The organism is Avibacterium endocarditidis, from assembly GCF_002921145.1.
Lineage (GTDB): Bacteria > Pseudomonadota > Gammaproteobacteria > Enterobacterales > Pasteurellaceae > Avibacterium > Avibacterium endocarditidis.
In genome coordinates, this window is record NZ_PQVI01000065.1 from 1 (window position 1) to 13,095 (window position 13,095).

Annotated in this window: 10 protein-coding genes and 3 pseudogenes; 12 read left to right on the forward strand and 1 reads right to left on the reverse strand. The window is 44.2% G+C overall.

Going from position 1 to position 13,095, the window contains the following annotated elements; translation table 11 throughout:
* The 12 genes and pseudogenes from C3Z13_RS04665 to C3Z13_RS04720 all read left to right on the forward strand — a co-directional run.
* Positions 1 to 914 (forward strand): AMP-binding protein (locus tag C3Z13_RS04665; RefSeq protein WP_103855154.1); only part of this gene is annotated, 914 nt, incomplete at its 5' end.
* Entirely contained in the window at positions 907 to 1,647 is a 741-nt protein-coding gene (locus C3Z13_RS04670; RefSeq protein WP_103855155.1) for a glycosyltransferase family 2 protein, read from the forward strand. The genes C3Z13_RS04665 and C3Z13_RS04670, both read left to right, overlap by 8 nt.
* A pseudogene (locus C3Z13_RS04675) lies at positions 1,644 to 2,575 on the forward strand (LpxL/LpxP family acyltransferase). The gene C3Z13_RS04670 and the pseudogene C3Z13_RS04675 overlap by 4 nt, the downstream one beginning before the upstream one ends.
* Positions 2,572 to 3,018, forward strand: coding sequence for an acyl-CoA thioesterase (locus C3Z13_RS04680; RefSeq protein WP_103855157.1), 447 nt, complete (start codon positions 2,572 to 2,574; stop codon positions 3,016 to 3,018). Before C3Z13_RS04675 ends, C3Z13_RS04680 begins: the two are co-directional and overlap by 4 nt.
* 18 nt (positions 3,019 to 3,036) lie before the next feature.
* Positions 3,037 to 3,621: a LolA family protein gene (locus C3Z13_RS04685; RefSeq protein WP_103855158.1), complete on the forward strand. Its 585-nt coding sequence runs from the start codon at positions 3,037 to 3,039 to the stop codon at positions 3,619 to 3,621.
* Between the two features lie 14 nt (positions 3,622 to 3,635).
* Positions 3,636 to 5,965 (forward strand): annotated as a pseudogene (locus C3Z13_RS12990) (MMPL family transporter).
* Positions 5,966 to 5,990: 25 nt separating this feature from the next.
* Positions 5,991 to 7,226, forward strand: coding sequence for an NAD(P)/FAD-dependent oxidoreductase (locus C3Z13_RS04695; protein WP_103855159.1), 1,236 nt, complete (start codon positions 5,991 to 5,993; stop codon positions 7,224 to 7,226).
* A gap of 117 nt (positions 7,227 to 7,343) precedes the next feature.
* Positions 7,344 to 7,892: a DUF3261 domain-containing protein gene (locus tag C3Z13_RS04700; protein ID WP_245872554.1), complete on the forward strand. Its 549-nt coding sequence runs from the start codon at positions 7,344 to 7,346 to the stop codon at positions 7,890 to 7,892.
* An 8-nt stretch (positions 7,893 to 7,900) separates the two neighbouring features.
* Positions 7,901 to 9,121, forward strand: coding sequence for a beta-ketoacyl-ACP synthase (locus C3Z13_RS04705; RefSeq protein ID WP_103855160.1), 1,221 nt, complete (start codon positions 7,901 to 7,903; stop codon positions 9,119 to 9,121).
* On the forward strand, positions 9,114 to 9,569 hold the full coding sequence (locus C3Z13_RS04710; RefSeq protein WP_103855161.1) for a hotdog family protein: 456 nt from the start codon (positions 9,114 to 9,116) through the stop codon (positions 9,567 to 9,569). The genes C3Z13_RS04705 and C3Z13_RS04710 overlap by 8 nt, the downstream gene beginning before the upstream one ends.
* A complete protein-coding gene (gene fabG / locus C3Z13_RS04715) occupies positions 9,566 to 10,294 on the forward strand; it encodes a 3-oxoacyl-ACP reductase FabG (RefSeq protein ID WP_103855162.1) in 729 nt (242 codons plus the stop codon). Before C3Z13_RS04710 ends, fabG begins: the two co-directional genes overlap by 4 nt.
* Positions 10,295 to 10,304: 10 nt before the next feature.
* Entirely contained in the window at positions 10,305 to 11,543 is a 1,239-nt protein-coding gene (locus C3Z13_RS04720; RefSeq protein WP_219827886.1) for a beta-ketoacyl-ACP synthase, read from the forward strand.
* 352 nt (positions 11,544 to 11,895) lie between these two features.
* Here the strand turns inward: C3Z13_RS04720 and C3Z13_RS04725 are convergent.
* Positions 11,896 to 13,095 (reverse strand): annotated as a pseudogene (locus C3Z13_RS04725) (catalase); the annotation flags it as partial.

Consider the following 13,095-nt stretch of genomic DNA (forward strand, 5'->3'; position numbering starts at 1 on the left):
AAAAAATGTGGCAAGAGGCTCAAGCTATTGCGCAAAGTGTCGCATTTTCAGAGAATACACCGCTATATGTGGTATCAAGTGTATCAGCCCAACATCATTACGGTTTATCTTACCGAATTTTCTTACCGCTCTATTTAGGCTGGCCGTTGGCACGCTTGCAATATCATTATCCCGAATATTTGATGAGCGAAAGTTTACACGCAGAAAATGTATTATGGGTAAGCAGCCCTGCCTTGCTGACTCACCTTAATTTAAAAGATCCCAAACTTGCGCGTTGTGGCATTCGTGCTGTTGTTTCCGCAGGTTCGCCTTTACCTTTGGATACGGCACAACGTATTCGTGACACTTTATCTTGCCGAATGATCGAATGCTACGGTAGCACTGAAACAGGGGCAATAGCGTTTCGTGAGCAAGAAACATTATGGACGCCGACCATATTTACCACAGTAGGATTAACAGAAAATGGCACGCTTTGGGTGAAATCCCCTTGGCTTGATCTGCCAGAAATTATGGCAGACGCAGCGGAAATGCACGGCGAGCGTTTTTTACTGCTTGGGCGTGTAGATCGCATAGTGAAACTGGGTGATAAACGCATTTCGCTGGTTAATATAGAACAAGCCTTGCAGCAGCATTCTTGGGTGGTGGATTGCTTTATTGCGCAGCACCCTAATCAGGCTCGCCCTGCGGCTTGGGTAGCATTAAATGAGAAAGGGTTAAACCTATATCGCACACAAGGGCGTAATGCGGTCATTCATTCACTTCGCCAGCATCTTAGCCAAACTCAAGAAGCCGCAGCGTTGCCACGTTTTTGGCGTTTTACCGAGAAACTGCCACGCAACAGCCAATCAAAAATTTTAAAAGCAGATTTCGAGCAGGCCTTTCTCCGCCAGCAAGAGGAATTAACCAATGCATAATCAGCCAATAAATCAACAAGTGATTGCCCTTATTCCTCATTACAATCATTCCAACACCGTAGGTGCCGTGGCACATCAGCTACGCCAACTTAATTTACCTGTGCTGATTATTGATGATGGCTCAACAGCGGAGCACAAAGTGGCACTTCACGAACTTGCACAACAAGACGGTATTCAAGTTCATTTTTGTCCGCAGAATGGGGGCAAAGGCGCAGCAATGAAAGTGGGATTTAAGCTAGCTTGGGAACAGGGTTTTGCCTATGCTGTACAAGTTGATGCAGACGGACAACATCAACTTTCTGATGTGGCGATCTTTTTACAAAAAAGTGCGGAAAATCCCACCGCACTTATTTGTGGACGTCCTATTTATGGTGATGACGCACCAAAATCCCGTTTATACGGTAGAAAGATTACCGATTTTTGGAATGCCATTCACACCCATTCACGGGATATTTTAGATGGAATGTGTGGTTTTCGGCTTTATCCTGTGGTGGCAATGATGGATTTGTTGAAACAGGAAAAAATTGGCGATCGAATGGATTTTGACATTGAAATTATTGTCAAAGCACATTGGTATCAAATTCCAATGGTATGGGTGGATACCCCCGTGCGTTATGATAAGAACGGCACATCACATTTCCGAACTTTTGCGGATAACTGGAAAATCAGCAAAATGCACACCAAACTTTTTTGGCAAATGGTATGGCGAATGATACGAGGCAAACCGTTATGAGCCAACAAGAAAAACATTGGGCAAAGCAACAAGAGCGTGGTACAAGATTCTTTCTCAATCTCACCCGATTGATTGTGGCATATCTGCCTTTGTGGGCGATCCGCATTGCCACCTTCGTGGTGGTGAGCTATTTTTTTGCCACTTCAAAGAAAGCGCGTCAGTATATTGCTGAATATCAGCAACGTTTGTGTCAAACCTTTCCAGAAGTGAAATTACCAACTTGGGCGGTTTTTCGTCAATTTTTAACTTTTGGCGAAGCAATCACGGATCGCTTTGCAGTGTGGCAAAATAAAATTAACTATCACGATTTGCATATTGATGATGCGGATAATCTTTATCACGACATTGATCATCAAAGCCGTGGACAAATTTTATTATGCTCCCATTTTGGCAACATTGAAATTTGTCGCGCGCTAGTTGATAGCGGACATCATCCTAATTTTGTGCTGAACGTGTTAGTACATAGCCACCACGCAGAGGCTTTCAATGAAGCCTTAGAAAAAGCGGGGGCAAAAGCCCTTCCTGTCATTCAGGTAACGGATTTAGATGCACAAAAGATGTTTGAATTGCACCAACGTATAGAACGTGGCGAATGGATTGCCATTGCAGCAGATCGCATTCCTGTGCGTGGCGATAAAACACAAAAAGTTAATTTTCTCGGCAGGCTAGCAGATTTTCCGCAAGGCGCTTGGCTGCTTTCGACATTGCTCAAAGCACCGCTTAATACGGTGTTTTGTGTGAAATCGCAAGGGCGTTATCAATTAAAATTGCGCCGTTTCAGCCCTGCTATCTCAGGACGTGGTGAAGTGCGTCAGCAACATATTCAACAGGCAATGCAGCAATATGCTGATGTATTGGCGCAAGCCTGCCGTGAGCAGCCATTACAATGGTTTAATTTTACGATTTTTGGAACGATAACAAAGAATGAAAGCGAAAAAACACGTTTATTGCCAACATCAATCTGATTATGAAATTCCCTTTTTTGATGTGGATTCTGCGCATATTATGTGGCACGGGCATTACATTAAATATTTTGAAATGGCACGTTGTGCATTGCTAGAAGACATTGGCTACACTTATGATGATATTCGTGCTGACGGCTATGGTTGGCCCATTGTGCAACTGAATGTGAAATACGTTCGCCCTGCACTTTTTCGTCAAAAAATCCGCGTAACCCTTTCCGTGGTGGAATATGATACCTGCCTGCGTATTGATTATGTGATTACCGATTTAGCAACGGGTAAAAAACTCACGGTCGCCAGCACCACACAAGTGGTGGTGGACGCCCAAACAGGCGAAATGCAATTAGAGGCAACGGAAAATTGGCGTAAAGCCTTTGAAGCCTACAAAGACTTTCAACCGTTAGCATAAGGCAAAGGAAAAACTGAAATGAAAAAATATTTGGTGTTATTGCTAGGGGTAATCAGCTTACCCCTTTGGGCATTCTCTGAGCAAGATCTGATCAAACAACTTCAACAAAGCCATAATGTGCAAGGGGATTTTGTGCAGCAACGCTTTCTCAAAGCATTACCCCAACCGATTGAAAGCAGCGGGCAATTCGCCTTAGTGGCAGAAAAGGGATTGCTGTGGAAAATGCAACAGCCGTTTAACACGGAATTACGCATCACGCCACAAGGCATTGAGCAATGGAATGGGCAACACTGGATTTCCAACGGAAATATGGCACAATCGCAACAAATTCGCTTGTTTTTAGGGTTGTTGTCGGGCGATTTGTCAGGACTAAAAAGCCATTTTGACGTGGCATTAAGTGGCGATGCAAAACAATGGACATTGCACCTTACGCCCAGTTCACTCTTAATGAAACAGATCTTTACGTCAATTATTGTGCAGGGAAATCAAAGCGTTACCGCAATGCAACTGAATGAAGTCCAAGGTGATAGCACCAAAATTCACTTTCAGCACATTCAGCTTAATCAACCCTTACCACCTGCGGTGAAGCAAGCACTAGAATAAAAAGTGGAGCCAAAATGTCGCACTTGCCAATAAAAACAGCAAAATTTTCCACCGCACTTTTTTCTACATCGGTTCGCCTTGCTTATGTAATAAGCTTGGTGTTTTGTGTGGCTGTGCTGGCGGTGTTTATTTGGCGTGGGAATTGGCTACAAACGGATTTACAAGCACTGCTCCCTAAGGATCAACAATGGCAAGCGGTGCAACAGCAAGTGGATAAACAACAGGAACAACAACTTAACCGAAAAATTATTGCCCTTGTCGGCTCACCGCAAGCTCACCAAGCATTGCAACTTTCGCAACAAATCGCACAGCGCTGGCGTGAGAGCGGATTGTTCAGCCAAGTGGCGAGTGAATTTCAACCCGATCTTAATCAGCTTCGTGAAGGCGTAAAAGCCCTTGCTTTCGCCACCTTGCCTGTGGATATTCGTACACAATTAATTCAACAGCCCCATCAATATTTTCAGCAATATGCCGAGCAAATTAGTAATCCTTTCGCGGCACAAAGTTTATTGCCCTTAGATCAAGATTGGCTTGGCTTCGGACGATTTACACTCGCGCAAGCACAGTCACAAAGCAATGTGCAATGGCAGGCAGAAAGTGGCGCATTAACAGTCAATGAGCAAGGAAAAACTTGGGTATTATTGCAAGGCGAATTAGCCCCAAAAAACTGGCTTACTCCACCTTTGGCATTGCAGCAACTGATTGCGCAAAATCAGCACCTTGTGCAAGAACAGGGGGCGGAAATGGCGATCACTGGCGCAAGTTTATTTGCGCTGCAAGCCAAACAAGGGGCGGAACGAGAAAGCCAATTAATGAGCGGTTTTGGCATTGGGCTGACTTTAATCTTATTGCTGATGGTATTTCGCTCGTTACGCGTGTTATGGCTATTTTTTCCCATTTCGGCTGGAGTGTTGGTCGGCTTAGTGGTAACCCTTGCTTGGTTTGGACAAGTGCATATTTTAACCCTGGTCATCGGTACGAGCTTAATCGGTGTGTTGATTGACTTTCCGCTACATTGGCTATCTGGCTCATTGCTTTCTCGCCGTTGGCAAGCGCAGCCTGCAATGCAAAAAAATTACGCCTAACCTTTAGTGTGAGTTTATTAGTCACCTTGCTTGGCTATGGTTTGCTGGGGTTCACCACCTTACCCGTGTTACAGCAAACTGCGCTATTTTCAGCGGCGGCACTATTGGCAGCGGTGTTGTGTACACAACTTTTATTGCCTTATTTTTTCCGCCATTATCAAACTAAACGCCCAACAAATTTGTTATATGCCTTTTACAAAGTGCGGTGCTTTTTGCAAAAGTTTTTTGTTTACCGAAAAGCCTTGATCGCTATGCTCATTCTTTTTGTGGCAGGCGGAATTACGCAATCTAAGTGGCAAGATGATATTCGCCAATGGGTGGCATTGTCGCCCAACTTAGTCAGCCAAGCACAAAGAATTGGTGAATTAACCGGAATGCAGTTAAGTGGGCAATATTTTTTAGTGCTAGCAGAAAATGATGAAAAATTACTAAAATTGACCGCACTTGATATTCGATTAAAACAAGCCAAGCAGCAACAGCAGCTAGACAGTTATCAATCTTTGAGCCAATGGTTAATGAGCGAAAAGCAGCAGCATAATTTTGCCCAACAATTACAGAATTTATCTGAACAGGATTTCGCACCGCTCACCGCAATGGGTATTACTTCTGAAATTGTGCAACAACAGCTTAACGCATTGATAACCCAACCTGCGGTATCCTTACAAGCTGCACTAAAAAATCCCTTAGGGCAAGGGTGGCAAAGTTTGTATTTAGGGCAAATAAACGGACAACGCACAGCGATTGTTCCAGTTAATGGTGGAGTTCACCAAGCCTTATCGCAACTTGCGAATGATCAAGATATTTTCTGGCAAGACAAGCGTAGCCACTTAAACGAATCTTTCCAACAAACCCGTAATCAAGCAGCGTGGTTGAAACTGCTTTCTTTCGCGTTGGCGGGATTGTTGTTATGGCGTTATTTCGGGGCGAAAACCAGTGGCAAAATGTTATTTGTGCCAGTTTGTGCGGTGCTTGCCACCTTGGGGATTTTCGGCTGGCTTGGCTTGCCAATCAGTTTGTTTGCGATATTTGGAATGTTATTAGTTTCCGCCATTGCAGTGGATTATGTGGCGTATTTGCAAGCGGTGTCGGCATTGACTGCGCATAAGCAATTCGCCATTTTACTCGCGGCCAGTACCACGCTGATTTCTTTCGGTTTGCTCACGTTAAGCAGCACGCCAGCGGTGGCGTTGTTTGGACTAAGCGTGAGTATCGGCGTGATCTGTGCAGTGGGGATTGCGTTTATAATGTATCGTAAATAATAACTAAACTTTTTAGGGAGAAAAAATGAGTCAATGTGATATTGCAATTATTGGTGCAGGGCCTTCAGGTTCAGTGACTGCGGCATTGTTAGCAAAGCAAGGGTTGTCTGTATGCGTGTTAGAGAAACAATATTTCCCACGCTTTGTGATTGGTGAGAGCCTACTGCCTTATTGTATGGAAATTTTGCGTGAAGCAGAGTTGGTGGACGCAGTAAACCGCGAACCGAGTTTCCAATTTAAAAATGGCGCAGCGTTCACTTGGGGCAATCGCTATACTTATTTTGATTTTACTGACAAATTTACCGCTGGCGCTGGCACAACCTTTCAAGTTAGACGGGGAATTTTCGATAAAATTTTAATTGATGAAGTAGCAAAGCGTGGCGTTGATGTGCGTTTTGGCAATGAAGTGTTAGCTTTTGAATCTCAAGACAATGGTGTGCAATTACAGGTGCGTAATGATAAAGGCGAAAGCTACAATTTGAACGCGAAATTTGTTCTTGATGCAAGTGGTTACGGGCGCGTATTACCACGCTTATTAGATTTGGAGTTACCTTCGCACTTGCCTGCTCGTGTGGCTCGCTTCACCCATATTGATGACAATATTGATGATCCTGAGTTTGATCGAAACAAAATTCTTATTACCACTCACCCAGAGCATCGTGATGTATGGCTATGGTTAATTCCATTTGCCGATAATCGTTGCTCAATTGGCGTGGTTGGTTTGCCAGAAACCCTTGATGGTGATGATGAACAGGTGCTGAAACAATTTGCGTTAGAATGCCCTATGTTAAAACGGATATTAAAAAATGCAGTGTGGGAAAACGACTTCCCTTATCGCCATATTCAGGGCTATTCTGCGAATGTAAAAACCTTGCACGGCAAAGGCTTTGCTTTATTGGGTAATGCGGCGGAGTTTTTAGATCCCGTATTTTCATCAGGGGTAACCATTGCGTTGCATTCCGCGCATCTTGCCGCGCCGTTAATCGTGCGTCAATTAAAAGGCGAGAGCGTTGATTGGCAAAAAGAATTTGCCGAGCCATTAATGCTTGGCGTTGATACCTTCCGCACTTATGTAAATGGCTGGTATGATGGTTCGTTCCAAGATGTGGTGTATGCCAAAGATCCACAGCCTGAAATTCGCCGTATGATTTCTTCTATCTTAGCTGGCTATGCGTGGGATAGTGCCAATCCATTTGTGGCGAAATCAAAACAGCGCCTTGCTGCGTTAGCTGAGATTTGTGGTGCGGCAAGCCAAGAGTAATGAGAAATAAAAATAGATAGAAAATTAAAGTGCGGTGGGATTTTTGCGTGTTTTTCCAAATTCGTTGGTGCATAGCATCAGGTTCTCGTTTTTCTGTGAATTGAAATAAAAAGAAATATGCTACAATCGAAAAAATCAAAAAAAACAACCGCACTTAATATGATGATAAAAAGAATGAATCAATGGCGAGCTGGGTTTATTGCTGTTGTGCTATGTGGTTTGATGGGCTGTCAGAATTTGCCGCAACCGCAAGATTTTCCAGCGAATACGCCAGCGAGCCAATTATTTAAAATTGAACGGCAAGATGAGCAAAATCTCTCACAGCAACAAAGTTTACTTGCCTTACAATATCAGCCTAAACAATGGCGTTGGGTGCAAACCGATCCCCTTGGTGCGCCCTTAGCACGGGCGATTTTAACGCCGCAAGGCTGGCAAAATGATGGTTTTGTAATGCCAAATCCACAAGCGAAGTGGTTATTTTCTGCGATCGCAACGGCGTTATATCCAGACGCTCCGCTTTTTCCATTTAGCGCAGTGGAAATGCAAGGTAAACAACGAGTTTATTTTATTAATCACAAACCAGTGTGGTCGATTGAAGGGCAATTCCCTGCGTGGAAAATTGATTTAACCGACCACAGCCACTGGCGTGTAACGTTACTAAATTAAGGAATAATGTGAGTAAATTGTATTTATCGCAACCTGCGGTGGTAAGTAGTTTAGGCGAGGGGCTGGCAGCCCATATTTCAACCTTATTATTAGGCGCACCTTCTACATTAAGTTTGTGTGATACGCCATTTAGCGAAAATGGGCTGTCAGACAATGCTCGAATGTATGGTGCGGTGAATGTGCCACTTCGCCCTTTTCAAGATACTGTTCCTGCCGAACATCGTAGCCGTAATAATCAACTTTTGTGGCATTGTTTAGCCCAGCTAGAAACGCAGATTGAGCAAGCCATTCAGACGTTCGGCAAACATCGCATTGCGGTGGTGGTGGGGACATCCACCACAGGCGTAGATGAAAACATTGAAGTATTTAAGCAAGCAGCGGAACATCAAGATTGGTCGAAAGTTCCTTTTAAACAGCAACAACAATATTTTTCAGCACCCGCAGATTTTGTCGCGTGGCAATATGGTTTGAATGGCTTATGTTATGGCATTTCCACCGCTTGCACGTCTGGGGCAAGAGCCTTAATGAGTGCGGCACGATTATTGAAAAATAATCTATGTGATGCGGTGATTTGTGGCGGTGTGGATACCTTATCGCCTTTAACCATTAAGGGCTTTCAATCCTTGTCTGTGTTATCTGATCGCCAAACGAATCCGCTTTCAGCAAATCGTAAAGGGATTAATATTGGCGAGGGCGCAGCAATGTTTGTGCTGTCCAAACAACCTTTAGGGCAATCGGTGGAATTATTAGGTTATGGCGCGAGTAGTGATGCGTATCATATGTCTTCCCCACACCCCGAGGGGGAGGGAGCGATTGCGGCATTTCGTGCCGCTTTAGCAAATAGCCAGCTTGTGGCAGATGAAATCGGTTGGATCAATTTGCACGGCACAGGCACAATCCATAACGATCAAATGGAAATTTTAGCAGTGCATAATGTGTTTGGTGAAAATACCCCTTGCACCACAACAAAACCTTACACAGGGCATACATTAGGCGCTGCCGGCGCAGTAGAAGCCGCGATTTTGTGGGGAATGATTCATTCTGATTTCAATCCCGAGGGGAAATTGCCTCCACAATTATGGGACGGCGAGCCCGATCCTGCCTTACCAAAAGTTGCGATTACAGACGATAACAGCCGTTGGACGCATAGAAAACGCATTGGTGCAAGCAGCTCCTTTGCTTTTGGCGGCAATAATACGGTGATCATTTTGGGAGAAAGTGATGTTTGATTTAACCTGCCCGATTACCCATATTGCACCACTTTTGCCACATAGCGGTGAAATGGTGTTATTACAACAAATTGATGAATTTGGAGAAGATTTTCTCATTGCGCAAGCGCAGGTAAGTGCGGAGCATATTTTGCTAAAAAATGGCAAACTAGCAAGTTTTGTAGGGGCTGAAATTATGGCTCAGGGCATTGCGGCTTGGGCGGGTTGTAAATGTGTTCGAGCAGGTCAGCCTATTGGGCTAGGTTATTGGCTTGGTACAAGAAAATTACATATTTATCAGCAAAATATTCCTGTTGGCAGCACATTAGAAATTCGCATTCAGCGCTCTCTTGAAGATGACACTGGCTTTGGCGTATTTGATTGCCAACTGCGAAATAAAAATACGAATGAACTGATTATTGAAGGGACGCTGAATGTATTGCGTCCACCAAAAGAGAAAAGAGTATGACAAATAGCGTATTAATTACAGGCTCTAGCCGGGGTATTGGCAAAGCCATTGCGTTACAGCTGGCGCAATCAGGCTTTGATATTGTATTGCACTGCCGTAGTCGAGTGGCAGAAGCACAAGCAGTGGCAGAACAAATTCGAGCAATGGGACAACATGTACGCATTTTGCAATTTGATGTGAGTGATCGTGATGACACCGCCCAAAAATTACTGGCTGATGTTGAGCAATTTGGGGCTTACTATGGCGTGGTGCTCAATGCAGGATTAACCCGAGATAATGCCTTTCCTGCATTAACCGATGAAGATTGGGATATTGTGTTACGTACTAATTTAGATGGCTTTTACAATGTTCTTCACCCCATTATGATGCCGATGATCCGCCGCCGAAAAGCAGGGCGAATTGTGTGTATCACATCCGTGTCTGGCTTAATTGGAAATCGTGGACAAGTGAATTACAGTGCCTCAAAAGCAGGGATTATTGGCGCTGCCAAAGCCCTTGCTGTGGAATTAGCAAAACGTAAAATCACGGTAAATTGCGTTGCTCCAGGGTTAATTAATACAGAAATTTTAGACGAAAATGTGCCTGTTGAAGAGATTCTCAAAGCCATTCCCGCTGCAAGAATGGGTGAACCTGAAGAAGTGGCACACGCAGTAGATTTCTTAATGAATGAAAAAGCAGGCTATATTACTCGCCAAGTGATCGCCGTAAATGGCGGATTATGCTAAGGAACAAATGATGAAACGAGTTGTGGTAACAGGTGTTGGCGGTATTACCGCATTTGGGCGTGATTGGGCGAGCATTAAGCAAGCCTTCGCAAAACAAAAAAATGCGGTGCAAACTATGGATTGGGGCAGGTTAGACGGAGAAATTGAATCTCGTCTTGGCGCACCGATCAACAACTACACACCGCCAAGCCATTGGAATCGTAAGCAGTTACGCAGTATGGGGAAAGTGGCTCGGCTTTGTGTTGATGCTGCTGAAATGGCGCTAACAAATGCCGGTTTATTGCAAAATGGCGAACTGGATCCTTGTGTACTCAATGGCAATATGGGGGTAGCAAGTGGTTCATCATCAGGTAGCACTAAAGATATTCAAGATCTTGGCTTAATGATGGCAGGCTATCCGAACACCAGCAGTGCCAATACTTATGTGCGAATGATGCCCCATACCACAGCGGCAAATATCGGCATTTTCTTTGGCTTAAGCGGACGCATTATTCCCACCTCCAGCGCCTGCTCATCAGGCAGCCAAGGCATTGGTTATGCCTATGAGGCGATCAAATATGGAATGATCCCAATGATGTTAGCTGGAGGCGGTGAAGAATTCTGCCCTTCACAAGTTTATGTGTTTGATTCCCTTTACGCCGCAAGTCGTCGTAATGACCAACCGCAGCAAACACCGCGCCCTTATGATCAGGATCGTGATGGCTTAGTGATTGGTGAGGGCGCTGGGATCTTAGTCTTAGAAGAACTTGAACACGCGAAAGCGCGTAATGCAACAATCTTAGCGGAAGTCGTAGGCTATGGCGCAAATAGCGATGGTAGCCATATCACGCGTCCGCAAAAAGAAACGATGCAACGCTGTATGGAATTGGCTTTAAAAGACGCAGGCTTACGTCCTGAGCAAATTGGCTATGTAAATGGACACGGCACCGCCACAGAACAAGGTGATATTGCAGAAACCCTTGCCACCGCCGCTTTATTTGGTAACGTACCGCTTAGTTCTCAAAAAAGCTATCTTGGACACACACTCGGTGCGTGCGGTGCATTAGAATCTTGGTTCTCCATTGAAATGATGCGAGATAACTGGTTTGCCCCAACGCTTAACCTAGACAATATCGATCCACGTTGTGGTGAGTTAGATTATATCCGCCACGCCGCAAGAGAAATTCACACAGATTATGTGATGAATAATAACTTCGCCTTTGGCGGAGTGAATACGTCGCTTATTTTTAAACGCTGGACGGAAAACTAAGCCTGTAGTGGATATTTAGAAATAGAATTTTCTGTAGCCCACAAAAATTCAATGATTTTCAACCGCACTTATTTTTATACGAAAAAAATAAGTGCGGTTGAATTTTTGTAAATTTTTCTCTTTGAAGAAAATATTAAGCAACGGATTAATTCTTTTTATATTAAGTAAAAAATGCCTGTTTATTATCGTGGAAAATATCAGTTTCATTAACCTTTCCTACGATAAAAAAATCATTTTATTGAAGAGATTCGATACAAGAAAATAAAAAGCACCTAGTTAATCTCCCCCCTTGTGTTAAATTATTTAATTCAACTTTTAGTGGGCAATAAAACAAGGTGCTTTTATTGTAGGACTATGCCCAACCTAACGCTTTCTTAATGCCTTCACCATAGGCTGGATCGCACTTGGTGCAGTTGTCGATATGACGTTGCTTGATGAAATCAGGGGCATCGCCCAAGGCGCGTGCGGTGTTTTCAAAAAGCACTTGCTTTTGTTCTTCAGTCATTAGCTGGAACAACGCGCGAGGTTGGCTGAAGTAATCTGCATCATCTTCGCGATAATCCCAGAAATCCGCATCACCAGTGATTTTCAATGGTGGTTCTTTGTATTGCGGCTGCTCTTGCCATTGGCTGAAGCTATTTGGCTCATAATGCGGCAGGCTACCATAGTTTGCGTCCACACGTCCTTGACCATCGCGGTGGTTACTGTGTACAGGGCAACGCGCACGGTTTACAGGGATTTGCTGATAATTCACGCCTAAACGGTAACGCTGTGCGTCTGCATAGTTGAACAAGCGCGCTTGTAGCATACGGTCTGGTGATACGCTAATTCCCGGTACTAAATTGCTTGGTGCAAACGCAGATTGTTCTACATCTAAGAAGAAATTTTCTGGATTGCGATTGAGTTCAAACTCACCTACTTCAATTAATGGATAATCTTTTTTCGGCCATACTTTGGTGAGATCGAAAGGGTGATAAGGCTTTTTCCGCGTCTTTTTCTGGCATAATTTGCACAAACATCGTCCATTTCGGGAAATCACCACGTTCAATGGCTTCATATAAATCACGTTGGTGGCTTTCGCGATCTTTACCGATAATCGCTTCAGCTTCAGCGTCGGTAAGATTTTTAATGCCTTGCTGTGTGCGGAAGTGGAATTTCACCCAAAAACGTTCATTTTCCGCATTGATGAAGCTATAAGTGTGCGAGCCATAGCCGTGCATATGACGATAACTTGCCGGGATACCGCGATCGCTCATCACGATAGTTACTTGATGGAGCGCTTCTGGTAACAATGTCCAGAAATCCCAGTTGTAAGTCGCTGAACGCATATTGGTGCGTGGATCGCGTTTTACCGCTTTGTTAAGATCTGGGAATTTACGCGGATCACGTAAGAAGAACACAGGCGTGTTGTTGCCCACCATATCCCAGTTACCTTCCTCGGTATAAAATTTTAGTGCGAAACCGCGAATATCACGCTCTGCATCCGCCGCCCCACGCTCACCGGCTACTGTGGTAAAACGTGCGAACATTTCCGTTTCTTACCAATTTCACT